General features: G+C 65.3%; 18 protein-coding genes and 1 pseudogene. 5 read left to right on the plus strand and 14 right to left on the minus strand.

Annotated features, from left to right (window positions below):
- The first annotated feature begins 3 nt into the window (after positions 1–3).
- A complete protein-coding gene (locus tag PXJ20_RS25400) occupies positions 4–747 on the plus strand; it encodes an IclR family transcriptional regulator (RefSeq protein WP_421032387.1) in 744 nt (247 codons plus the stop codon).
- Between the two features lie 30 nt (positions 748–777).
- Here the strand turns inward: PXJ20_RS25400 and PXJ20_RS25405 are convergent.
- Positions 778–1015, minus strand: a pseudogene (locus PXJ20_RS25405) (ATPase); the annotation flags it as partial.
- A 242-nt stretch (positions 1016–1257) separates the two neighbouring features.
- Between PXJ20_RS25405 and PXJ20_RS25410 the strand changes: the two are divergent.
- Positions 1258–4926: an autotransporter domain-containing protein gene (locus PXJ20_RS25410; RefSeq protein WP_421032388.1), complete on the plus strand. Its 3669-nt coding sequence runs from the start codon at positions 1258–1260 to the stop codon at positions 4924–4926.
- On the opposite strand, the gene PXJ20_RS25415 is transcribed toward PXJ20_RS25410, so the two are convergent.
- Complete coding sequence (locus PXJ20_RS25415; protein WP_421032389.1) at positions 4914–5240, minus strand: integrase arm-type DNA-binding domain-containing protein; 327 nt, start codon at positions 5238–5240, stop codon at positions 4914–4916. The two genes, PXJ20_RS25410 and PXJ20_RS25415, sit on opposite strands and share 13 nt — an antisense overlap.
- 176 nt (positions 5241–5416) lie before the next feature.
- Positions 5417–6064, minus strand: a complete 648-nt coding sequence (ribA, locus tag PXJ20_RS25420) for a GTP cyclohydrolase II (protein WP_026121705.1) — start codon at positions 6062–6064, stop codon at positions 5417–5419.
- A gap of 244 nt (positions 6065–6308) precedes the next feature.
- On the opposite strand from ribA, the gene PXJ20_RS25425 reads away from it, so the two are divergent.
- Positions 6309–6749 (plus strand): CBS domain-containing protein, encoded by a 441-nt coding sequence (locus PXJ20_RS25425; RefSeq protein WP_421032390.1) that lies wholly within the window; start codon positions 6309–6311, stop codon positions 6747–6749.
- Between the two features lie 264 nt (positions 6750–7013).
- Here PXJ20_RS25425 and PXJ20_RS25430 read toward each other — a convergent pair whose 3' ends face one another.
- Positions 7014–7352 (minus strand): DUF4148 domain-containing protein, encoded by a 339-nt coding sequence (locus PXJ20_RS25430; RefSeq protein ID WP_042303940.1) that lies wholly within the window; start codon positions 7350–7352, stop codon positions 7014–7016.
- Positions 7353–7621: 269 nt separating this feature from the next.
- A complete protein-coding gene (locus PXJ20_RS25435) occupies positions 7622–8302 on the minus strand; it encodes a DNA-3-methyladenine glycosylase (RefSeq protein ID WP_421032672.1) in 681 nt (226 codons plus the stop codon).
- 348 nt (positions 8303–8650) lie between these two features.
- Here PXJ20_RS25435 and PXJ20_RS25440 point away from each other — a divergent pair, with 348 nt between their 5' ends.
- Positions 8651–9025, plus strand: coding sequence for a BON domain-containing protein (locus tag PXJ20_RS25440; RefSeq protein WP_026121703.1), 375 nt, complete (start codon positions 8651–8653; stop codon positions 9023–9025).
- Positions 9026–9153: 128 nt separating this feature from the next.
- Here the strand turns inward: PXJ20_RS25440 and PXJ20_RS25445 are convergent, their stop codons facing one another.
- On the minus strand, positions 9154–10308 hold the full coding sequence (locus PXJ20_RS25445; protein ID WP_277599734.1) for an acyl-CoA dehydrogenase family protein: 1155 nt from the start codon (positions 10306–10308) through the stop codon (positions 9154–9156).
- Between the two features lie 224 nt (positions 10309–10532).
- On the opposite strand from PXJ20_RS25445, the gene PXJ20_RS25450 reads away from it, so the two are divergent.
- The gene (locus tag PXJ20_RS25450; protein WP_199541969.1) at positions 10533–11615 is read left to right on the plus strand and encodes a calcium:proton antiporter; all 1083 of its coding nucleotides are present in this window, start codon (positions 10533–10535) and stop codon (positions 11613–11615) included.
- A 184-nt stretch (positions 11616–11799) separates the two neighbouring features.
- On the opposite strand, the gene PXJ20_RS25455 is transcribed toward PXJ20_RS25450, so the two are convergent.
- The 8 genes from PXJ20_RS25455 to PXJ20_RS25490 form a co-directional block, all read right to left on the minus strand.
- On the minus strand, positions 11800–12684 hold the full coding sequence (locus PXJ20_RS25455) for a LysR substrate-binding domain-containing protein (RefSeq protein WP_199541970.1): 885 nt from the start codon (positions 12682–12684) through the stop codon (positions 11800–11802).
- 303 nt (positions 12685–12987) lie between these two features.
- The gene (tssJ, locus tag PXJ20_RS25460) at positions 12988–13521 is read right to left on the minus strand and encodes a type VI secretion system lipoprotein TssJ (protein ID WP_421032391.1); all 534 of its coding nucleotides are present in this window, start codon (positions 13519–13521) and stop codon (positions 12988–12990) included.
- Between the two features lie 12 nt (positions 13522–13533).
- Positions 13534–14613 carry a type VI secretion system baseplate subunit TssG gene (tssG, locus tag PXJ20_RS25465; protein ID WP_421032392.1) on the minus strand — a complete coding sequence of 360 codons (1080 nt, stop codon included), beginning with the start codon at positions 14611–14613 and terminating at the stop codon, positions 13534–13536.
- Positions 14614–14621: 8 nt separating this feature from the next.
- Positions 14622–16436 (minus strand): type VI secretion system baseplate subunit TssF, encoded by a 1815-nt coding sequence (tssF, locus tag PXJ20_RS25470; protein WP_421032393.1) that lies wholly within the window; start codon positions 16434–16436, stop codon positions 14622–14624.
- Between the two features lie 10 nt (positions 16437–16446).
- Entirely contained in the window at positions 16447–18039 is a 1593-nt protein-coding gene (gene tssA, locus PXJ20_RS25475; RefSeq protein WP_421032394.1) for a type VI secretion system protein TssA, read from the minus strand.
- Entirely contained in the window at positions 18036–21569 is a 3534-nt protein-coding gene (locus PXJ20_RS25480) for an ImcF-related family protein (protein WP_421032395.1), read from the minus strand. The genes tssA and PXJ20_RS25480 overlap by 4 nt, the downstream gene beginning before the upstream one ends.
- Positions 21566–22804, minus strand: coding sequence for a hypothetical protein (locus PXJ20_RS25485; RefSeq protein ID WP_421032396.1), 1239 nt, complete (start codon positions 22802–22804; stop codon positions 21566–21568). The genes PXJ20_RS25480 and PXJ20_RS25485 overlap by 4 nt, the downstream gene beginning before the upstream one ends.
- A 3-nt stretch (positions 22805–22807) precedes the next feature.
- Positions 22808–23065, minus strand: coding sequence for a PAAR domain-containing protein (locus tag PXJ20_RS25490; protein ID WP_421032398.1), 258 nt, complete (start codon positions 23063–23065; stop codon positions 22808–22810).
- Positions 23066–23087 lie beyond the last annotated feature (22 nt).

Genomic DNA, 23087 nt, shown 5'->3' on the forward strand with positions numbered 1-23087 from the left:
CTGATGGGAGAGATCGCGACGGTCAATAGCGTCGAACACGCCATCCGGCTCGTCGAACTGATGGCCACTTCGAACAGTCTTCTCAGCGTCAGTCAGCTGGCGCAGTCTCTCGAGTTGCCGCGTGCAACCGTGTACCGGCTCCTCAAGACGCTGGCGCAACGCGAATGGATCATTCAGGATGACAAAACGTATCGCCTCAGTTTCAGGCTCGCTGAGCTTTTTCGCGGCGCCGGTGCAAGTGCCCAGGCAGCGCTGGCCGAGCAGGTTGCACCGCTGCTGCAGCGCCTCGTAAATGAAACGGGCGAAACGGCGCACTTTGCCGCGCTCGACGGCGACCGCGTCGTCTACCTTGCGAAAGTCGATTCCCCGCATCCCATTCGTATGTTTTCCCAGGTCGGCTGGCGCGGGCCGCTACATGCAACCGGCGTGGGCAAGGTGCTGCTCGCTTCGGCAGAAGCCAAGCTTCTTCCACGAGTGTGCGAGCTGGGACTGGAGCGGTTCACGCCGAATACGATTGTCAAAATCGATCAGCTTCAGGCCGAGTTGGCGCGAATCCGCGAGCGGGGATATGCCTTGGATGCCGAAGAGTTAATCGCCGGTTTGACATGCGTCGCGGTGCCGGTCGTGAGCGGAGGACAGGTTTGCGGTGCGCTATCCGTTGCGGGTCCAACCGCTCGCATTGGCAATCCAGCGGCCTTGGCGAAAATCCTTAAAGCGGCGGCGCAGACATTGCCGGCATCGTTGTAGAACCGCTGGAAGCTCTATTCGGGGGGCGCGGCTTTCCTCGTCGACGTCGGACAGGTCGCGCACAGCGTTCCAGATGGGGAAATCGAAGTGGTCCATCACCCAGTCGAATCGCGTGATGCTGGCAAGCAGGCGCATCGCAAACCGCGAGTAGGCTTCGACAGCGATATCGAGCGCCGGCTTCGTGACGGTCGGCTGGAACACGATGTCGCCACGCGCCACCACGCGCCACCATCTCGCGCTCGGTGCGCCGACGGAAGCCCTCCGCCACCCGGAAATGGTCGAATGGGCCCTCGCCTATTCCAGGCCGCCCGCAATAAATCCGCCGAGCTGGAAATAATGGGTTAATTCAGCGCATGTTATATTCTGCCGCGCACTAAAACCCTGCGCTTAGACCGTCCACAACGTACCAATAAAACGGTCTTCAAAGCGCAAACAACAAATGCTCCACAACGCTGACGCATTCCCCGGCTCATTCAAAACCCGGCCGGTTTGCGCCGGGGGAAAAGAATAATGAATCGCGTTTATCGGCTCGTCTGGAATCCCGTCCGACGGCAGGTGCAAGTGGCGTCCGAACTCACGGCCACCCCGCGCGGCAATACAAATGACAGCCGGCCCGTGCGCGGCGCCCTCGTTCACTCGGCCGCGCCGACCCTTTCCATTATCGCGGCGGCAGTGGGCCTCGCCGGCTTCTCACCGACGGCATCGGCCGTCACATGCTCCGCAACGTCCACCGCGGGATGCAGCGCCGTTGGCGGCGCGGGCATACCGGCCCGCACCGGTAGCGGCGGCGCCGGCAACGGCAACGGCGGCGGCGCGAGCACCTTCAATGTGAGCACCGGGACGACCGACCTCATCTCCGGGTTCGCATCCTCGACGGGCGTCGGCGGCCAGGGGGCAGCCACTCAGGATGGATCAGGCGGACCCGGGGGCGCTATCGGCGGATCGGGCTCCGGCTCGCTCGGGGTCAACACCTCGGTAGTCGGAATCAACGGAACGGCCGGCCCGCTCGCGACGAACTTCGGCACGGGCGGCGGCGGCGGCGGCGCGGGCTTCGTTTTTTCCGGATTTAATCTGACGTTGGACTCCGGCGCGACGGTTCTAGGCGGCGCGGGCGGCGTGGGCGGGCAAGGCGCAGCCCCTGTGGTTTCAAATGGCGGCGGCGGTGGTGGCGGCGGCACCGGTTTGCTGTCGACCGCCGTCGGCACAGGCATCGTCAATAACGCGACCGTGGCCGGCGGTGCCGGCGGCGCAGGCGGTGGTGGCGGCGCGACCGGATCCGGCGGCGGCGGCGGCGCAGGCGGAGACGGCATGCTTCTGCTCGGCGCCAACACGAATATCGTCAACACGGGCAGCGTGACCGGCGGCGCAGGCGGGGCTCCGGGTAACGGAAGTTCCGAAATCCCTAACACGACAGGCGGCGGTGGCGCCGGCGTTCGCCTCGTCGGCGCGGGCAGTTCCATCGCCAACATCGGGACGATCAGCGGGGGCAACAGCTCGGCAGGCGTTGCGGGGGCCGGTATCGTGACGTATGGCAACACGACGATCACCAACGGAGGGACGATCAGCGGCGGCCTGAGCGGCGGAGCAAACGCATCGTCGATCGAGTTCGGTGGCACCGGCAACACGCTGAATCTCCTGTCGGGCTCGACGCTCAACGGCGCAGTCACCCTCGATGCCGGCGCAACCGCCACCATCGCCGCTCAAAATCCGGGGCTGTCGCTGGCCCCGTCGGTGGTGCTGACCGACTCGGCCTCGACCGTGACCTTCAGCGGTATGGCCACCGGCCTCACCATATCCGGCGTAGTGGCCGGCGCAGGCAACACGGTCGTGACGGGCACCGGCGGCAACATCACGATGGCGGCCGTCAACACCTACACCGGCAGCACGACCATCAGCGGGGGACAACTCGCCCTTACCGGCAGCGGCAGTATCGCGGCGTCCAGTGGTCTGCTCGACAACGGTCTATTCGACATTTCAGGAACGACGAGCGGCGCACAGATCGAGAATCTGACGGGGTCGGGCACGGTTGCACTCGGAACCCGCACGCTAACGATCACAAACGGCAACGGTACATTCAGCGGCGCCATCGGCGGCACCGGCGGCGTGACCACCAGCGGCACCACGACGTTGGCGGGCGGCAATACCTATACCGGGGCAACGACGATCAGCAGCGGCACGCTGGCGCTATCCGGTGCGGGCGCCATCTCGGCATCGAGCGGCGTAGTCGACAACGGTACGTTCGACATTTCGGGAGCCACGAGCGGTGCGCAGGTCAAGCAGTTGACCGGCACAGGCACGGTGACGCTCGGCGCGCGCACGCTCGGCGTGACCAACGCGTCCGGCACGTTCGCGGGCTCCATCAACGGCACGGGCGGGTTCTTGCTGACATCGGGCACGCAGACGCTTACCGGCGCGAACAGTTACACCGGCGGCACGATGATCACTGCGGGCACGCTCGCGCTATCGGGAGGCGGCGTGCTGTCGTCGGCGACGCCCATCACGCTCGCGTCGTCGAATGCGACGCTCGATCTTTCGGCCGCCAGCGCTCAGCAGTTCGCCAGCCTCAGCGGCGCATCGGGCTCGCGCGTCGTGCTAGGCAGCAACGCGTTGACCGTAGGCGATGCAACCGATACGACATTCGGCGGTACCTTGTCGGGCCCTGGTGCGTTCGTTAAACAAGGCACGGGCACGCTGACGCTCGATGGCGTCAGCAGCGCGTTCTCCGGAACGACGACCGTCGCCGCCGGCACGCTTGAAGTTGGCGATGCCGCCAATCCGTCGGCGCTGCTAGGCGGGAATGTACAGGTCGCGTCGAATGGGACGTTGCGCGGTCACGGTACCGTTGCCGGCAACGTCGCGAATGCGGGCGTGGTTGCGCCAGGCGGCACGATCGGAACGTTGACGCTCGGCGGCGACTATACCCAGGCGTCCAACGGCACGCTTTCGATCGAAGTCAGCCCGACCGCCGCATCGCAATTGCACGTCGGTGGCGCCGCGGCGCTAAACGGCACGCTGCACATCGTTTATGACCCGGGCACCTACAGCGCGGGCCGCTATGCGTTGCTGAGCGCCGGCAACGGCGTGAGCGGCAGGTTCTCGAGCGTCACCAACAGCGCGCTCGCGGGGGCGGATCTATCGTCGCTGCAACAATCGATCACCTACGGCGCGAACGAGGTCGACCTTGCTCTCGCCGCTGCGTCTAACACGACGACAGGCGGAACCACCCCGGTCGTGATTGCGCCGCAGGACACCACCATCTTTGCAACGGAGGGCACGTCGGCCCTGAACCGGGCACAGACGATCAGCTCCGCCCTCCTCGCCCGCTCAGGACGGAACAGCGTAGCCGGCGGTTCGGCCACCTCGCCGGCCGGCAGTTGGATTTCGGCGACGGGATCGAGCACGAAGGTCTCGGGTACCGACGGCCGCCCCGGCTTTCTCGCGCGCGAATACGGGTTCATGGCCGGTATCGATCATCGCGAAGGGGCCGGCACGGTAGGCATCGCCGCCGGTTACTCGCACACCTCGATCGACGAATCTTTGACCGGCGATTCGAGCGCCGCCGACACGCTGCGCGTAGCGCTCTATGGCGCGCGTTCTTTCGGCCCGATCGATCTGGCTGCAACGGTCGGCTACGGTCTCGATTTTCTTTCGCAGAAGCGGCCGTTCGGATCGATCGGTACGGCCGAGGGCGATCACTATGGCAACGAGTTCAGTGCCGCACTGCAAGCAGGGATGCCGATCGCTGTCGGCAGCGTCACGATGACGCCGCGGCTCGGACTGCGGTATGCGTACTTCCGGGGCAACGGGTTTGGCGAAAGCGGTGCGCAAGGGCAGAACCTTTCCGTCGACGCGGACAACGCACGCAGCCTGCAACCTTTCGTCTCGCTCGCGATCGACAAGGCGTTCGGCAATACGCTCGCGCCGATCGACGTCCAGTGGCGGATTGGCTATGCCTGGGAGGCGCTAAGCCATGCTCGCGGCTTAGCCGTCACGTCGCAAGACGGTACGACGTTTTCAGCGCCGGGCACCGACCTTCCACGGGCCTATCTCACGACGGGTGCCAGCGTAAGCTTCCATCCCGCGAAGTCCATGTCGGTCGCGGTGGGGTTGGACGCGCTGCTGAACGTGGGGCATGCGTCGGCGCAGTCTGCATATGCGAGGCTCGACTACCGGTTCTGACCTGCGATTACGGTCGCGATCGTATGGCGTTGAATCCGGTCACGCGACGATGCCAGCAGGCGTGTCATGGTCGCTGAAGTCGCGTCGGCTTCGGCTTCGCGCGCCAGGATATGCTCAGCGATGGCACCGGCGAGCGACATTGCCGGCCATTCACCGAGCTTAACCTGTCGCCTGCGGCTGTCGACGGCCGACTTGTCGCGATACGTCCAGGATTTGCGGTTCGTCGAAGCTTGCAGGCGCAGCCCCGAAAACCCCTCGAACGTCATGTGATCGCCGCTCGGCGGCTTGGCTGCGGCGCGTGCCTCGAAGCGCATTCTTCCCTCGGCGTAGTTTATTTCTGAGGAAAAAATATCCGGCGCAGCTTTCCTGGCAACGCCGAAAAACCTGCGCCGACCTCTCAAGTCTTGACGCACGGGGACAAGCGTCGATGTGCTGACGGCGGATCATCCTGGCTCACAACAGGCGACTGCGGACGACTATCGAATTCTGGCTACTCGTTCTCTTCGAAGTAATGCCCGAACTTGACCTGCTTGGTCCGGATATACCGCTCGTTTTCCTCGCGCACGGGAATTGCCAGCGCGACGCGCTCGCAGACGGGAATGCCGTGCTTCGCGAGCGTGTCGAATTTCTTCGGATTGTTGCTCATCAGCCGCACTGACGAGACCTTCAGAATGCGCAGGATGGCGGCCGCCGAGTCGTACTCGCGCGCGTCGTCGGGCAGGCCCAGTTCCAGATTGGCCTCGACGGTATCGAGCCCCTGCTCCTGAAGCGCGTACGCGCGAATCTTGTTGGAGAGTCCGATGCCGCGCCCCTCGTGGCCGCGCAGGTACAGCAGCGCGCCACGCCCTTCAGCCGCGATGTAGCGCAACGCGAGATCGAGCTGCTCGCCGCAGTCGCAGCGATACGAACCCAGCACATCGCCCGTGAGGCATTCGGAATGCAGCCGCGTCAGGACGGGTTCTCCGTTCGCGACGTCGCCCATCACGAGCGCCACGTGCTCCGCGCCGCCATCGGCGACACGAAAGACGTAGGACATGAATGTGCCGTAGCGGGTGGGAAGCGTAGCGGCTGCATCGAGCACGACGCATTCGTCGGTGATTGCGCCAGGTGCGCACGGCGGCTCGTGAGGCGTAGACATGATGTTCGAAGATGCCAAGGCTTGATCCGGCGTGCTGCCGGGATGTGGTATGGACGGGCAGTTTACCGCCAATCGCCCCGGCGCACCGCAATGCGGGCGGAGCGGGGCATCGTCACCCCCAATGCCCCGGCCGGTTTGCGCCGCCTATACTGGAACGGAGCCTGCCGGCAGCGCGTCGCCGAGAGAAGTCGGGGATGCGCGGCGCCACGCCGGCAGACCTTCTCTGACGAAACGGAGCCGCCTCATGACAACCGTTGCACAAGTACTCAAATCGAAGCCGGAGCAAACCGTCTACACCATCCTGGCGGATGACTCGGTCTACAACGCGATCAAGCTGATGGCGGAAAAGCAGATCGGCGCGCTCGTCGTCAAGGAAGGCGAGTCGATCGTCGGCATCATTACGGAGCGCGACTACGCACGCAAAGTCGTGTTGATGGACCGCTCGTCGAAGGTCACGCCGGTGCGGGAAATCATGAGCCCGCACGTGCGCTTCGTGCGCCTCGACCAGACCACGGACGAATGCATGGCGCTCATGACCGAGCGCCGCATGCGGCACCTGCCCGTCATCGATCAGGAGAAACTGGTGGGAATGGTCTCGATCGGCGACCTGGTGAAGAACATCATTGCCGAACAGCAATTCACGATCGAACAACTGGAGCACTACATCACGGGCGGCAAGGTATGAGCGCCACGCGGCGGGTGACGCAAAGGCCGGTGATGCAAAAAAAGCCCAATCGATAGCGGTTGGGCCAAGCCGCCTTCCGGCGGCGGAGGTTCCACAAAACCTGTCTTATGGTCGAGCCGCGCACGGCGCGTTAATGAGAGCGCCCCGAGCGCGCCTGCGCGACCGCCTTCGAGCGAAACGGCATCCGGCGACGTGCATCGTCGCGCAGCAATCAGTCTGTGCGCGGTGGGGCGCCGCGCACGACTTCCTCGCTCAGTCGCCGAATCAGTTACCGAAGTAAGTGGATTGCTGCGGCGTCACGTGCACCGGCTGACCTGCCTGCGACGAACCCGACGTCGACGGACCGTAGCCCGTGTCGGCGGTACGTTGTTGCGCCATCGCGGTGCCGTTCTGCGCGGCAACGCGCGCTTCGGCGGCCTGGATGTCGGCCGGATAGGTAGCGTCGTTCGATACCGCCGGGTTGTAGCCGGCGCGTTCGAGGTCGATCAGTTCCTGGCGCACTTGTGCGCGAGTCACGGGGCCGTTCGACTGGGCGAACGAAGCAAGCGGAGCAGCAAGCGCAACGGCAACAACAGCAGCCTTGATCAGGGACTTCGAGTTCATGATGATTACCTCCAAAAATTGTTTTGTCGCTGGCTCGTCACACCATGTGTCGAGCAAGTGAGTCCAGTTTAGGAAGCCGATCACCAAGGGAAAACCCCTATTTCAGATAAAGATTTTTTCGGCTGGGAGAACAATGAATGACACGCTCCGGACTTGCCGCGCCGCTCGACAGCAAGATGTAAGGTTTTCCGCGCCCGGGCCGTGGCCGCTCCGTGCCAGCGCGGTGGCGGGCAGAAATTGCTGAACGTCGGCTGGTGACCCGGCCCGAGCTATTGCGCCGCCAGCAGTTTGCGAGGGCCGCTGACGAACGGGCTCCCCGCTTCGTAGAAGCGCAACATGTGGTGCATCTCACGCGACAGCCCAATGCGCTTCGTCGCCGCCACCGCCTTCACCGCGGCATCAGCGTGAATGGGCATCTGCCCGATCCACAGTCCGTGCCCCGTACAGAGGTCCCGACCGTCGAATGCCTGGCCAATACCGAATGCGCGCGTGAGCCGCCCTGGCCCGCGCGCCAGATCCCGCAACGGTGCGCCGTTACGGCGCGCAGTCATCGCGGCGATGCCTTCGAGCGGCTCGATGGCGCGAATCAGCACGCCCGCCCCGATGCCGGCCAGCTCACTCGACATGTTGAGCATGTACTCCGTGCCATAGGTGAGTCGCACGTAGGCGTGGCCGCGATCGAGGAACATCGAGCCGTTCCAGGCACGGCGCCCGATGAACGCATGGCTTGTCGAATCGCCGACCGGGTAGGCCTCCATCTCCACGATCCGTCCGCTCAAACGGCGCTCGTACAGAACAGGCTCGGCCTCCCCGTTCCTGATGCCTGGGACGCCTCGCACCGGAAACGGCTCGGCGAGGTCGTAGACGAGATACTTGCCCACCATGAAGCGCGCCAGCTCGACGGTATCGAGCGGCAATTCGTCGCGCGTGAGCGGCACGATGGGCAGCAAAGGCGTCGAGTCGCAGCCGGCGGACCGTGTACCGCCTGGCGTCGCGGTGCGTACGCGGCCCTTGCGCTTCGCCTGTTGCTGCAATGCTTCGCCCGTGGGCGCGTTCCGAGTCACGTTTTTCCCAACTAGAGTATCGTTAGCTTGCCGCGCGTCCCGGGGCTTGCAACACGGAGCGTGCGGAGCTGGTTCTCGCGCATTATCGCCACAATTTCTGCAGTATCAGCAGTTGCTGTACGCGCAGCGCCGCATTTCCCGCAATAACGTTCACTCAGGTTTCATTCGGCAACGCCCGCAGCAACAGGCGGTTGCAATGAACGCCCTCGACATCATGACAACTGGAGAAAACGCATGAAGGCAATTCACGCAATCAGGATGGCAGTCGGCGCACTCGTCGTCGCGGCTTCGGTCAACGCATGGGCGCAGGCGAGCGACACCAGCGCCGCAACCGACACCGCCAACACCGCCGCGTCGGCCAAGGCGAGCAAGAAGGCTGCACGCACGGCCAATCGCGCCTTGCAGAAGAAGGTGCGCGCCGCGCTCGCCCATGCGAAAGGCATTTCAGTGGCCAACATCACGGTCCGCGCGAACAACGGCGCCGTGACGCTCGCGGGCACCGTGCCGGACGCCTCGCAGATCGATCAGGCCACGCAGGTGGCACAGGGCGTAGCCGGTGTCACGTCGGTCAAGAACGCGTTGACCGTGCGTTCCGAGGGCGGCCAGTAAGTACGGCGATTCCCGCTCGCGCTTGCGTCAGCCTTGCGCCTGTTTCCCGCCTTCCTGTCTTGCCGGCATGCGGTGCTTCGCATGGCCGAGGCGGGAAGACGGGACAGGCGCCTGCGCGGCCGCCGGCATTAGCCCTGCGCGCGGCGTTGCATTTCACGGGCAATCACGATCTGCTGGATCTGCGTGGTGCCTTCGTAGATGCGAAAGAGCCGCACGTCGCGATAAAACCGTTCGATCCCGTATTCGCTCATGTAGCCTGCGCCGCCGAAAATCTGCACGGCGCGGTCAGCCACGCGCGAGCACATTTCCGTGGCGAACATCTTCGCGCATGACGCCTCAGCGGTAACGCGCTCGCCATCGTCGCGACGGCGCGCGGCGTCCACGATCATGCAGCGCGAGGCGTAGATTTCGGCCTGGCTGTCGGCAAGCATCGCCTGAATCAGCTCGAATTCCACGATCGGCTTGCCGAACTGTTTGCGCTCCATCGCATAACGCAGCGCGTCGGCCAGCATGCGTTCGGCGGCGCCGGTCGCCACGGCGGCGATGTGCAGACGGCCCTTGTCGAGCACCTTCATCGCGGTCTTGAATCCCACGCCTTCACGCCCGCCGATCAAGCTCTCAGCCGGCACGCGGCAGTTCTCGAAGATCACGTCGCACGTGTGGGCGCCCTTCTGCCCCATCTTGCGGTCGATCTTGCCCAGCGACAGTCCCGCCGTATCGCGTTCCACGACGAATGCCGAAATGCCGCCGGCGTCCTTGCTTGCCGGGTCGGTGCGCGCCATCACCGTGTAGATGCCCGCTTCCGGCGCATTGGTGATGAAGCGCTTCGTGCCGTTCAGTACGTAATGGTCGCCGTCGCGAGTGGCCGTGGTGCGCAGCGACGCGGCGTCGGAGCCGGCTTCCGGCTCGGTCAGACAGAATGAGCCGATGAGTTCGCCCGAGGCGAGCCGCGGCAGATACTTCTGCTTTTGCCCGGGCGTCCCGTCGATCACGATGCCCATGGACCCGATGCCGTTGTTGCTGCCCACCGCGGAGCGGAACGCGGGCGACGTCTTGCCGAGTTCCATGGCGGCCAGCACTTCCTCTTCCATGGTGAGGCCAAGCCCGCCGTATTCCTCCGGCAGGCAGAGGCCGAACAGGCCAAGCGCCTTCATCTCGGCAAGCAGGGCCTCGGGAATCTGGTCGGTTTCGGCGACGATCGCTTCGGCGGGCACGAGGCGCTCGCGCACGAAGCGGGCAATGCTGTCGAGCAGCAGGTTTAGCGTTTCCTGGCTACGAATCACAACGTCTCCTTTTGGCGGCTCTTCGGGTTTGCGGCGCGGGTCTTTGCTTCGGCCGGTCACTCGGTCGGTCATTCGGCCGGTCAGTCGGCCGGTCATTCGGTCGCCCGATGCGATGAAGAACGTCCACTGTCATTTGCTATATTGGATCGGGCCTGTTCATCCGGCAGACGAAGCATAACTGTTGCCGCGCCGTGGCATCGACGAACCACAAGAGGAACGACCGCATGACGACGACATCGACCGCGCTGCCCCGCTGGACCCTCCTCACGCCGATTGCCGCGTGGATCGTGCTGTGCGCAGGCCTGCTGTTGCCGGGTCACGCGCCGCTGCTGGTGCTGGTGGGCATCGCGCTCGCGGGGGCAGTGTTTGCGGGCGTGCATCACGCAGAGGTGGTCGCGCATCGCGTGGGCGAGCCGTTCGGCACGCTGGTGCTCGCCGTCGCGGTGACCGTGATCGAGGTGGCGTTGATCGTCTCGGTGATGATCGGCGGCGGCCCGGAAAAGGCGGGCCTCGCGCGCGATACCGTGTTTGCGGCGGTGATGATCGTGTGCAACGGTATCGTCGGCCTTTGCCTGCTCATGGGCGGCTTGCGCCACCGCGAGCAGGACTTCCAGATTCGCGGGGCGAGCGCGGCGCTCGCTGTGCTGGCGTCGCTCTCCGTGCTCTCGCTCGTGATGCCCAACTACACGAGCCAGAACCTCGGCCCCATGCTCTCGCCCTCGCAGCTCGCGTTCGCGGGCGTGTCGTCGCTCGTGCTCTATTGCGTGTTCGTATTCGTGCAGACCGTGCGGCACCGCGATTACTTTCTCGCAGCGGGCGACGGCGAGCACCACCATGCGGCGCCGCCCAGTGCGCGCGTCGCGATGGTGTCGGCGGCGCTGCTACTGGTCAGCCTCGTCGCTGTCGTGCTGCTGGCCAAGCTGCTGTCGCCGGCCGTAGAAGCGGCCGTGCGCGAGGCGGGTTTGCCCGAAGCGGTGGTGGGTATCGTTATCGCCGCGCTCGTGCTGCTGCCCGAAGGGCTCGCGGCGTTGCGCGCGGCGCGCGCGGACCGGCTGCAGACGAGTCTCAACCTGGCGCTGGGCTCCGCGCTCGCCAGCATCGGACTCACGATTCCGACCGTGGCGGTCGTCACGCTGGGGTTCCACATGCCGCTCGCGCTCGGCATCGGCGGACGGGATACGGTGCTGCTCGTGCTGACGCTGATCGTGGGTACGCTCACGCTCGGCACCGGCCGCACGACCATCCTGCAAGGCGCCGTGCACCTGTCGCTGTTCGCGGCGTATCTGTTTCTTTCGGTGGCGCCGTAGGTCTTGCTGCGAGCATCAGGTGTCGAGGCTGATGCCGCCTCATGCGCGGGCGCTTCGCGTGATCGCCCCGGGTTGTGGTTCTTCGCCGGTCCTTCGGGGCGGCCGCTCAGTTTGCCCTCAATGAGCCCTCAATGAGCCCTCGGTGAGCCCTCGGTGAGCCCTCAATGAGACCTGGCTGAGCCCCTCAGTCGGCCCAATGGGCCGCAAGCCACTCCCGAAAGCGCTGCACCTTTTGCAGATGCGCCACGCTTTCGGGATAGACGAAAAAGTAACGCGCGCCCGTGGTGAGCACCGTATCGAACGGACGCACGAGCCGCTTCGCCGCCACGTCTTCCTCGATCAGCGCGAGGTCGCTGATCGCCACGCCGAAACCCTGCAGCGCCGCGTTGGTCGCCAGATCGAGGGTTTCGAAGCTCGGCCCGTGGCTCGCATCGACACCGCCCGCCTCGCTCACGCCCGCGTGCGCGAGCCACATCTTCCAGTCGCGATGATCGCGCGTGGGATGCAGCAGCGTGTGCCGCGCCAGATCTTCGGCCCGCGCGAGCGGTTTATCGACGAGCAGTTCGGGCGCACACACCGGCGTCAGGCGTTCCTCGATCAACGGCACCGCCTGGACATCCGCGCCGGGAGACGTACCGTAGACGATGGCGGCATCGAACGGCTCCACCTCGAAATCCACATCGTGCTGCCACGTCGTGGTGATCTGCACGTGCAGGTCCGGATACTCGCCCTGAAAGCGCATGATCTTCGGCAGCATCCAGCGCATCACGCAGGTGGGCACCTTGAGCGCGAGATCGGTGCGCTGGCGCGTGAGACGCAGCGAAATTTCCTCGATACGGGCAAAGCTCTCCTTCACCGCCGGCAGCAGCAACTCGCCTTCGGCCGTGAGCGTGAGCCCTTTCGCGTGACGCTTGAAGAGCGGAAAACCGTAATAGTCTTCGAGCGCAAGAATCTGCCGGCTCACCGCACCTTGCGTGAGACACAGATGCTCCGCCGCACGCGTGAAGCTGCGGTGACGCGCGACGGTCTCGAAGATCTGCAGGGCGTTCAGAGGCGGAAGTCGTCGCATGGCGGGAACGGCGGGAGGAGCAGGATGGTTGGGCGGCCAAGCATCAGTAAAACTCATCCCAGCCGGTGGGGCGAAACGAGTTTTTGATGCGCTTGGGGCCACAGGATAAGCGAACAAAAACCGATGCGGCGTGGGCGGTTACCCTGGAGGTATGCGAAGCGCTCATACCGCCGGCGCGCGGGCGCAGACCTGCGGCTGTCGATCGGTAATGGAAGCGGCTGTCGCCAACCGGCCGCCGGCGTGCAATGTTCGTGAGGTCCGCGATGACGCCACGAGCCGGTTAACCGCCCGAAGGCAGCCTGGTCAGCGTGTGCTTTGCTTCTGCGCTGCGTCGTCCAGGGCCTCGATCTGCCGGTCCACCAGCGTGAGCCTGAGCGGTTTGTCGGCATCCAGCTTTTTCTTTTCGATGACGCGCTTCCAGGCGCCGTCCTTACCCGGCTCCCGGTAGAGCGCCACGATCGCGACGTACCTTGTGCCGGGCTCCATGGGCTGCGAGAGGCTCACCGATGCGCCGGGATTCAGCACCGACGCCATGCTGGCCTGCAGGTCCTGTGCGAGAACGGTGCGGTCGTTCTTCAGCAGATCGTCGTAGGACGCTGCGTCGAACAGCTTGCGGTCATTGAGCTGATACACACGCACCGCGACCGACGTCGGGCGGCCAGCCTCGTCCGCGTTCAATCCGTCGCGGGCGGACAGATCGACGTTGAGCGTCTTGATCTGCTTGAAAAACACGGCGTGATACGCGCTCGCCGTCGAGTCGGACACGGCCTGCCAGGCGCCGCAGCCCGACAGTGCCAGCGCCAGCGAGATGGTTGTTGCAATGAAACGAATCGACATCTTCAGTCCTTGTCAGGCGGATTGGGGTGAGGCTGAAACAGACGCAGCGCGCGGAAAAGCCTCATAGACCCCCAGCGAAATATTGATGAGCCGCTCGGCCTGCGCCGGCAGCACGGTGGTCCAGCCCAGACGCGGCGACGGACCTGCGCCAGGCGGGCCGATGGAAGGCTGCGGCGCGTGGCGCGACGACATCTCCATGCGCAGATGCACGTCGGCCTTCACGCCCACGTAAAGCTGCACGAAGGCCATCAACTCGCGATGCAGCGACGCGCCGGGCAGCAGGTCGTGCGCCTGGCGCCGGTCGGCAGGCCGCAGCGTCACGCGCACCGCGCGGCTGCGATACGCCATGCGTCGGCCCAGCACGTAGCCGCCGCCAAGCCCCCTGCCACTGCCGCCCTCGCCCATCGCCGCGCCGAGCGGCTGTGGCCTGCCGGTCGACGTCGTGACCGGCCAGAACTCGTTCACGTGCACGTCGACGCCGGGTGCCGCCAGCGCGATCACGCCCGCGAGCCCCTCCGGCGTGCGCGTGCGCTGGACCAGCAGACCGAGCAGCGCCAGCATGCGCGAGTCGGGCAGGCCCGCGCGCGCCGGCTTTTCGCCCCAGCCGAAGCCCGCAAGGCACAGCAGGCTGCGCGAATGCGCGTCAGCGCCACCTGCCCGGAAGCTCTCCGCATGGCGGTACTTCTTCCACGCGCGGTACAGCAGCGTGACGTAACGGTGATTGAACTGGTCGAGGAACGACTCGACCGCCTCGTGGCCCTCCTCGCGCATCACGATGTCGTCGATCATGTGCGACGGCACCGCGGCATCGACGCCGTACAGGCCCATGAACGTCGTGCGTACGGTGGGTGGTGCGTCGGGATGCTCCTCGTCGAACCCGACGGAGGCGATCTCGCCAGCGGGAAAGCCGGTGCGAGGCCGCGGGCGGAAGCGCACCGGTTCGTGCTCCGGCGTGTCGCGCGTACCGAAGCCGGGCTGGTCCGGCGCACGCGCTTCCAGCAGCCGGCACAGTTGCATGAAGCTCATCTGCGGCGCGCGTGCGAGCAGCGACGCTACAAGCGGTTCGAGATGGGACAGGCTGGCTGCCTTCATGGCTGCACTCATAACGGTGCCCGCTGCGCCTTGCTGCGCGACCATTCCACCCGCGCCTGCGACGGCAGGCTCACGATCGCGAGCTTCGTGAACAGGTTGATGTCCGCGTAGAGCGCGAAGAAGCGATGCAGCAGTTCGCCGAACAGCATCACGTCGCCCTCGCCCGCGAACGCGTGCGAATCGAGCGTCACCTCGATCAGCACGCCGCGCTCAACCGCGCCGCCCGTCACCTCCTCGATCAGTTCCTGCGATACGCGCAAGATGCCCGCGAGCCGGCGGCGGTTGAGTTCGTCGTCGGTCCAGTCGTAGAGCGCGAGCGCGCCGCGCAGCACCTCGGCGTTCATCATCGAGAGAAAGTTCGGCGCGAGATGCGACAGCAGGCGCCACTGGAAGCGGTCCTGCGTGGGCGGATAGAGCGGCAGCGTCGGCGACACGAGATTGCGCACGCCCGTGACGTTCGGCGTACTGGCCGCCAGTTCGTCGAGGCTCGCCTCGCGCAGACCCTTGCGCGGCAGCAGGCCATTCGTGCCTGTCACGCGCAGCGAGAGGCTTTCCTCGGGCAGCGTGTCCATCGTCTCCCACGCGTGGCCGCCGAGAATCACCCACGTTTCGTGCAGGCCCGACACGCCCGGTCTCACGCGGCTGTGGAAATAGCGCTCGGGCGCCTCGTGGCGCAGCATGCCGCCGCGGTGCCGGAACGTCGCAAACGGCACGTATTCGTAGCGCTCGGCTGTCTCGTGGTCGAAGGTCTCGATCGCGTCGACCGAGTAGGTTTCCACGTGCGCGCCCTGGTGGCCCGCGGGCACCACGCGGTACTCGGTCTCGTGATGGTTGATCACGATGGGCTCGGCATCGAGTTCGAACAGGTTGATCACGGGGCTGCAGAAGAGGCGCACGTTCTCCGCGCCGAACCGGTGGTCGGCGGGCCAGGCGTGCTGCAGCACGATCTCCAGCTCAAACCGGTCCGATTTCTCGGGGAGCTTCGCGACGTCGAGACCACACAGATCCACAAAGAGAAATTTCTCGCGGAACGTGAAGTATTCGAGCAGCAACTGGTAGCCGGAGAACGCGGCATCGGCCTTGGGCCACAGCCTCTCTTCTGCGGAAAAGCCTGCGGGCTCGATCGTCATGCCAGCAAGCGGCACGGCTTCGCCGTCGCGGATTTCAGGCACACGCCAGTGAACCGCCTCCACCTGACGCGTGAGCGCAAGATGCATTGCGAACGCAGTGGGCAGGTCCGCGTTCAGATAGAGGCGCAGCCGCGACAGATCGATCTCCTGCCGGCGCGCCGAGTGGTGCAGCTGGAAACCCAGGCGGATCACCGAGCGTCCGTCGTAGCGCACCGTCGGCCCGGCATGCGTGATCGACAGCGGCTGCACGGTGACGTCCTGCGTCGTGCGGTAGAGGCACTGGACCGTCTTCGGCGTTGTGCCTTCCGCGCCTGCGGGCGGCGGCACGGCGATGGGCGCGGAACGCACCGGCACGCCGGCGGGCACCACCTCGGTTTTCTGCAGCTTCTCGCCGAGCGGAATGAGTTCGACCACCGAGAGCGATGGGATCATCCGCAGGTAATGCGGCCACAGCAGGCTCACGAGGCCCTCGGTCAGCTCGGGCAGCTCGTCGTCGAGCTTCTGTCTGAGTCGCCCAGTCAGGAACGCGAAGCCTTCGAAGAGTCGTTCGACATACGGATCGCGGTCGCCCACGCGGTCGAGGTTGAGCAGGCGCGCGCGGTCGGGATGCGCCTTCGCGAACTCCCTGCCGGACTCGCGCAGGTAGCGCATCTCGGCTTCGTAGTAGCGCAGGATGGGATCGTCGTTTTCCATGGGTTTGTTCTTATGAGAGGGCGAGCGCGCGCGCCGGATCCAGCACGGTCAGTTCCGCCTGCAGTTCGCCGATGCGCCGCGCGAGCGCCGGCTTATCCGCATCCTTGCGGTTGCTCATGGCCTTCAGCGTGCGAAGCAACTGCTGCTTGATTTCGAAGACGAGCGCCGGCTCCCAGCTCGCGAGCGGCAGAGAACGCGCCGCGCCGTCGAGTTCGTTCAGCAGTGCCAGCGCCGTGTCGGGCTTCCCGCCGTAGTCGGCGAGGCGCGCCATGACGAGCCGTTGCAGATAGCGGTGCCGCTTCGTCTTCATGCCGGGCAACGCGTCGAGCCAGCCAAACGCCGCCTCCACGCCCTCGCGCGCCGACAGGTCGCGGGCCTGCGCCTCGATCTCGGGCCAGTCGCCGGCCGCCTCGCCTTCCTTGTCGGCGGAAACCGGGAACGGCGCCACCGTCTCCCCTGCTTCCAGGTCGCGTACTACGGCGTGACGTGCGATCCATTCGAGCGTCGCGTCGTCGGCGAACGGCGTGCCGTCGTTGAAGGCGAGACGCTCGATGCCGGGCAGCCGTTCGAGGAACAGCGCGAAATCCGCGCGCAGCAGTTCACGCCAGGTGCTGTACGGCGCGCCGACGTGATCGAGCGCCACGTGCTGGAAATACTGGAGGTCAAACCATAGGTGATTCACGCCCTCCATGAAGGCACCCTCGACACGTTCGAGCAGTTCGTGCCACTGCTTCTGCAGCACGAGCCGCTTCATCTGCTGGCGCAGCTCGCCGCGCGGCGGCGGCAGACGCGTCTGAGCCGTGGCATCGGCAGGCGGGACTTCATGCAGCGTGTCCCAGCGCACGCTGCGCACGAGCCGCACCGAGGGCAGATAGCCGTTTTCCTGATCGCGCAGCCACACCGCCATCGTGCGGGCCTGGTCGAGCAGGTCGCGTGTGGACCCGATGGGGCTCGACGTGGCCGTCCTCGCCGACGGAACCGCTGCCGCTGGCATGCCCCCATCGGCCTCCGTCGTGCGTGCGGGCTCGCCCTTCTGGTCGAAACGGGACACGAGCGGCTGCAGATTAGGCCGCGCCGTTTCAGGCCACGTTGCGGTGCGTTCGAGCAGCACGTCGAGCGCGGCGAGCGCACGTTCGAGGTCCTGCGGTGCGAAGGCACCCCGGCGCTCCAGCAGCTCGATCATGCGCGTGGTCGCCAGCATTTCGAGCGCGCCCTTCTTCGCTTCGGCACGCGCGGGGAGCAGCGCTTCGCCAAAGCGGTCGACCAGTGCAGCCGCCAGTTCAAGGCCGTCGGCGAAACCGGCGGAGCCGTCCTGCCTCAGCCGCGCGAACGCGTAATAGCCCGCGAGACGCAGGTCTTTGCCGGTCTCCTTCAGTAGCTGCTCGCAGGAACGGATGACGAGGCCGTCGTCGATGCCTGAAAGCTTCTGTGTTTCCTCGCGCACTTCGAAGAACGCGTCTTCGTAGCCGGGGTCGCGGCCCGCCCCGCCGTCGCCGGGAAGGGGCTGGACCCAGGCAGACCAGGCATCGAGCCGGGTTCGCGCGAGTTGCTCGCCGTCGTCGCGGGCCGGAAAAAGGCGCTTGAACAGTCCGCCCAGCATCATTGAACCTCCGGTACGTAACCGCCAGGCAGCGGCATGGCGGCGTGTTTTGCCGCGGCGATGGCTGAAGCCGGCAACGGCGGAGGATTGACGCCCGAGAGCTTCGGTCCGCCCGTAGACGCGCCTGTGACGAAGACCCGCGCCGGCAGCGTGAAGTGACGCAGCTGCAGCACGTCGAGGGGGCCCGCACCCGCCTCGCTGCGCAGCTGGACCTTGAGCGGAATGCCCTGGCTCGTGTCGGGCGTCCACGTCAGCAGGTAGCGTGCGCTGTCCTGCTGCGAAACCTTCGCGCGCTCGAGCAGCCGGATCAGGCCGAAGCGGCCCTGCGCATCGAGCGCGCTGCGCAGTCCGCCCTGCGCCGTCTGCCATTCGATGTGCGAGAGGTTTTCGAGCGACTGGCCAGGCCATTCGAACGGCGTCCACTCCTGCTTCTGGTTGAAGTAGTGCAGCTCGCGGCCGGCCAGCACGAACCTCATGTCGGTCACGCCTGGCGTGGGCACGGCGCTCAGTTCGTAGCGCACGTGCGCGTCGCCGGACGGGAACACGACCGACGAGATGCGCGTGAGCTGGTTGAGGCTCTTGAGGAAAGCTGGATCGATGGTCAGTGCGCCGTGGTCCGCGCCCTGAGCCGCCACCCACCGGTCGCCCTGCCGCTCGACGACGCCTGCCAGCTGCGTCGTCACGAACTGTGCGATGACGCCGTTGTCGGGCCGCATGAAGCGCGCCATCTCGGGCAGCGACGCGTCGTTGTCCGAATCCGCGAACGGATAGCGGCCGCCGAACGAGCGGTTCCAGTCCGCGACGATCGCGCTGCGCCAGATGTCGTTGAGGCTCGACGCGGCCGGCTGCACGACCACCTGCCAGGTCTGGTCGAGCGGCGCCCGGAACAGCTCGCCGAAACCGGCCCACTGCTCGCCGAGGCTGGCGGCCACGCGGCTTGCGTAGTCGCGGCTTTCGGCGATGTCGGACGTCTTGCCCTGCAGCACCGACTGCGCGGCCATGCGTGCCATCGCGTCCGGGTCGCTGCTCGAGACGATTTGCGTGGCTTTGAGGCGCATCGCCGTGACGCGTTCGAGGTAGCGCGCGAGGCTCAGGTCGCCCGTTGCAGCCTGCTGGGCCGCGGCCTTGCTGCCTGCGGGCACGGCCTGAACGATGTCGCTGCCCGTGAGCCGCAGGATCGGCCCAAACGCTGCGGCGAGCGGCGCGAGTTGCGGCTGCGCCTGCTTCGACGGATTTTTTTCGTCGGCGCCGACGAGCTGCTGTGCCTTGCTGACCAGCGTATCGGACAGCGACTGCGCATTCGCGCCCGCCCCGGCCTGCCAGACGATCGCGTTCATCAGCGCGACGAGCGGCGAGCGCTGCGGGTCGCCCAGCAGCGTGAGCTGGTCGGCGGTGGCCGAGAGCGTGGGGGCCGGCTGCCAGCGCAGGCTGTTGAGAAACAGCGCCCATGCGCGCGTGTAGTCGTCGAAGTAACGCTGGCGCAGTTCGGCCTTCAGCGTCGACGGCGCGGGGGTTGTCGCTTTCGTGTCCGAGAGCACCCAGTCGCCGGCGACGTCGCGCTGCCCGCTCGCCTCGTCGATCGCCTTCGAGATGCGTTCCTCCCACGCGGTACGCGTGAACACACCGGGAATGGTCGCCGTCGTGTTGAAGAGACCGCGGCCCGTGGTGTCGCCGAGCAACGTCGCGAGGGACACCGGCGGGTACTTCGGCGACGCGTCCGCGATGATCTGCTGGTACAGCGCGTCCTTCGAGTTCTGGATGCCGCGCACGCCGATGACGGTCTGGCGCGTGGCCGCGATCAGGCCGCCGTCGGGCACGATGGCCAGCGACGAACCGTCTGCCGAAGCACCGCGTCCGACGTGGTTCGCAAAGAACGCGATAGTGTGCTGGCGCAGGTCCTCCCAGGTGCCCGCCGACACGGGCGAATGCTCCGGTCGCGCGGGCGCTGAAGTGGCGACGAGTTGCGGCGCGAGGAATGCCGCCATCGCACGCTCGGGCCTCGCGAGCATCAGGTAGGCCTTGAGCGTGTCGTAGGCGGCCTGCACCTGCGCGTTGCCGCCGCTCGCGATCTCCGCGTCCGACAGCGAAGCGAGCTGGCGCAATCGCGACTCGAGCTTCTCGCGGATGGGACCGACGAGGATGCGACCCGCGGCGTTCTCGTAACCGGGCCACAGGGCGGCCAGCAGCGCGGCGTCGTGGTTCAGGCCGAAGCGTGTTGTCCACGGAGCGCCGTCGCGCTGACGGGTTTCGAGCGTGTCGATCTGGCGGTCGAGGCTGTCGAGCGTCTGCAGGGCCTGTGTGCGGTCCTGGGCGGTGGACAGCTGCGCGACGGTACCAGCCGCGTTCTGGATCGTTGCAAGGTTGATGAATCCTGACAGCATCGTGCCTGCAATCCAGCAACCAGTCAGGCCGGTCGTGATCCATGCCGCTGTTGTCGACAGCGAGAAGCCGACACGGCGGCCGTGGATTCGGCGGCTATGTTCGCCAACGGTATGCCAGATCGAGCGGTGCCGCGGCTCGGGCCGCTCATCGTCGCCGGTCCTTTCGGTGTTGGCAGGAGGATCCAGATGCCGGTCCTTGAAGAGCGGCGCGAACAGGAGCCCATGCACGGCATGCCGCCAGTACCGTGAACGTGCGGTCTGCATCACGAGACCCGGCAGCGCGCTACCCAGCCGTTCAATGTGTTGCGACAACTCGGCGGGATAACGGTCTGCCCGGTCCGCCGCCAGGCGCACAACGCCTGCGTCCACGAGATTGTGAGCGAGCCGTTGCAACGATGTTCCGACTTCTTCCGCACAGGCCCGGGCATTGGACCAGGTGAAGCCGATGGCCTCGTCGGGCCCCGAAGGCTCGGTGCCGAAATCAGTGACGTTGAGCAGATACGCGGGTGCCGCCCAGCGCAGGGCACGAGCGTGGCGGGCGAGGCGTTGCGACAGTTCTTCAGTGTCGAACGCAGAGGTAGCCGAGTTGCGGTCGCGCGTCACGGCAACGATTGCATCGACCGGCCGACGCCGGCGCAGGTGGCGGATCTGTTCGAGCCAGGCCGTATCGAGTGTGCTGCCCGTCTGCTTCGCGTAGAGCAGCACCGAATCTCCGGTGACCGCATAGCCGGTATCGGTCAGCCCCGGTGCAAGACGTTTCACCAGGGGCTCGTCGCCTACGACGAGGACCCAGCGGTCACGGTAAGGCCAACCCCATCGCGCACCGTGGCGATCCTTGATTGCATCCGGAAGTGAAAGCGTTGATTCGGCAACTTCCTCGGACGTGCGAGTGCCCCTTTTTGCGTCGTATCGCAATAGCCATTGTGTTGCCCGCATCGACGCGATCCAGAGCAGGATGGCTTCAAAAAACTTCGCAAAAAGAAAGGACAGCAGCAAGCCCGAGAGCAGCACAAGCTCAAAAATGATCGACCGTTCTAGGCCCCATCGCTGTTCTCGCGCGACTATCAACGTCGCAATGGCAATAATCAGAAACAGGATGGCAAATGCGATGCCGATAAACAGTGCTGCGGGCCGTTGCTTGTTTTCGCTCATGTCTGTTTCTCGCATATCAGTGCAGTCAGGACTTCACCCTCCTGCGCGACCACGAGTTGAGGTTCATCCGCAAGTGCGGCGTGCGCGACTGCCAGGGTTGTAGCCAACCACGCACGCGCAACACCAGCATCTCCGACAGTTGTGTCCAGATCGATGGTTTCCATGGAGCGACCGAAACGACAGGACGAGCGAATTGTCCGGGTCGAATCCTCCGCGAGCCCTGTGCGCCAGCTCGTTCCGATCGCGTCGAATGCCGTCCTTCCCCAACGAACGGCAAGCTTCAGTGTGTTGGCGACGTCGACCACCGTACCTCTCGCCGGGCGATGGAGATACACCGGAGACATCTGCCCCAGGCGCCGCGCCATGAAACGACTTGATACAAGTAACATGCTCCCTGCTTCCGCCACACCGCTTGCCAAAACAGCGTTTGTCACGTTGCGCAACTGCAAGGCGACCAGAACTTTGAATACGTCGGAGCGACATTCATCGAACCACTCGTCCGCTTGAAATAGCGATAATTCAGCTTTGGGCTCATTGACCTGCACTCGCAACGAGAGGCGGTTCTCATTGAGAAGCGAAAGCAGGCGTTCCTTGACGGTCGCGGGATCCAGTGCGGAATCGACACAAAGATCGAGCTTCACAGTAGCCCGTCGCGGCAGTGCCAGAAGCTGAGGCGCGATTCCGTTCACCAACTGCCTGAGTAACCAGTCGCAGACTTCTGTCTGACGTGCGTGTTCTGTCAGCGCATTCCCTGCATGAAATTGTCGATCCGGCACATCCAGCCATCTCGCGATGACGTCGGTGTTGGGCATGGCCACACTCGGGACAGAAAGTAGCTTCGTCCTCTTTTCGACCAAGGCATCGACAGAATTCTCCTCTTCTTTGGAGCTGAATCTCCATGCATGCCCCAGCACCGCAATTGGCTCGCTTGAAGATTCATGACACTGCGCCTCGATCCGATCGCTGGTTTTATTCGTCGCCAATGCGGAATTGACCCGGCCGTATGTATAGGCGAGTCGACAACTCAGCAAGAAGGCCCATACCGAAATGGGGAGCCCAACCGAACAGAACCAGAACAGAACACTGTCTGGTGTTCCGGCTGGCCAGACGAAAACGGCAAAGATGGTGCAACCCAGGATCATGACGCAAAGCAGCAGCGCCCACCCCAGAATTGAAGGGCGGCTAGCCTCCGGGACGCTAACCTTCGGCGGGATGCGTAAAAAGTCGACGGGCATGCTTCAGCCGACCTGGGCACCGTCCGATGACGCAATCAGGACGCTACCGCATCGTGTTGCGTCGCCATCTCTGGCCAGGGGTACGCCGGCGTCCGTAAGACGACCGCTCCCCTCGACGATCTCGTTATCGCCGTGAATCGGGCAGGATACGAGCGCCCCCACTTTTGCAGCACGACGCCCCTTCACCCCAATCCTGTCCGAGCCAGAAAGGACGACTCCACCATGACTCGTATGATCGCCTTCGTAGACTAGCTTTTTCAATATGTATATTCCTATTCAATTC

Source organism: Paraburkholderia sp. A1RI_3L, assembly GCF_048957895.1.
GTDB lineage: Bacteria > Pseudomonadota > Gammaproteobacteria > Burkholderiales > Burkholderiaceae > Paraburkholderia > Paraburkholderia kururiensis.

Coding starts and splice junctions, on each gene's coding strand:
- tssJ (WP_421032391.1), bottom strand. CDS start 13,521: ATGTCGATTCGTTTCATTGCAACAACCATCTCGCTGGCGCTGGCACTG.
- PXJ20_RS25450 (WP_199541969.1), top strand. CDS start 10,533: ATGACGACGACATCGACCGCGCTGCCCCGCTGGACCCTCCTCACGCCG.
- tssF (WP_421032393.1), bottom strand. CDS start 16,436: ATGGAAAACGACGATCCCATCCTGCGCTACTACGAAGCCGAGATGCGC.
- PXJ20_RS25400 (WP_421032387.1), top strand. CDS start 4: ATGGGAGAGATCGCGACGGTCAATAGCGTCGAACACGCCATCCGGCTC.
- PXJ20_RS25440 (WP_026121703.1), top strand. CDS start 8,651: ATGAAGGCAATTCACGCAATCAGGATGGCAGTCGGCGCACTCGTCGTC.
- PXJ20_RS25455 (WP_199541970.1), bottom strand. CDS start 12,684: ATGCGACGACTTCCGCCTCTGAACGCCCTGCAGATCTTCGAGACCGTC.
- PXJ20_RS25480 (WP_421032395.1), bottom strand. CDS start 21,569: ATGAGCGAAAACAAGCAACGGCCCGCAGCACTGTTTATCGGCATCGCA.
- tssG (WP_421032392.1), bottom strand. CDS start 14,613: ATGAAGGCAGCCAGCCTGTCCCATCTCGAACCGCTTGTAGCGTCGCTG.
- ribA (WP_026121705.1), bottom strand. CDS start 6,064: ATGTCTACGCCTCACGAGCCGCCGTGCGCACCTGGCGCAATCACCGAC.
- PXJ20_RS25425 (WP_421032390.1), top strand. CDS start 6,309: ATGACAACCGTTGCACAAGTACTCAAATCGAAGCCGGAGCAAACCGTC.
- PXJ20_RS25430 (WP_042303940.1), bottom strand. CDS start 7,352: ATGAACTCGAAGTCCCTGATCAAGGCTGCTGTTGTTGCCGTTGCGCTT.
- PXJ20_RS25410 (WP_421032388.1), top strand. CDS start 1,258: ATGAATCGCGTTTATCGGCTCGTCTGGAATCCCGTCCGACGGCAGGTG.
- PXJ20_RS25415 (WP_421032389.1), bottom strand. CDS start 5,240: ATGCGCTTCGAGGCACGCGCCGCAGCCAAGCCGCCGAGCGGCGATCAC.
- PXJ20_RS25485 (WP_421032396.1), bottom strand. CDS start 22,804: ATGCCCGTCGACTTTTTACGCATCCCGCCGAAGGTTAGCGTCCCGGAG.
- tssA (WP_421032394.1), bottom strand. CDS start 18,039: ATGATGCTGGGCGGACTGTTCAAGCGCCTTTTTCCGGCCCGCGACGAC.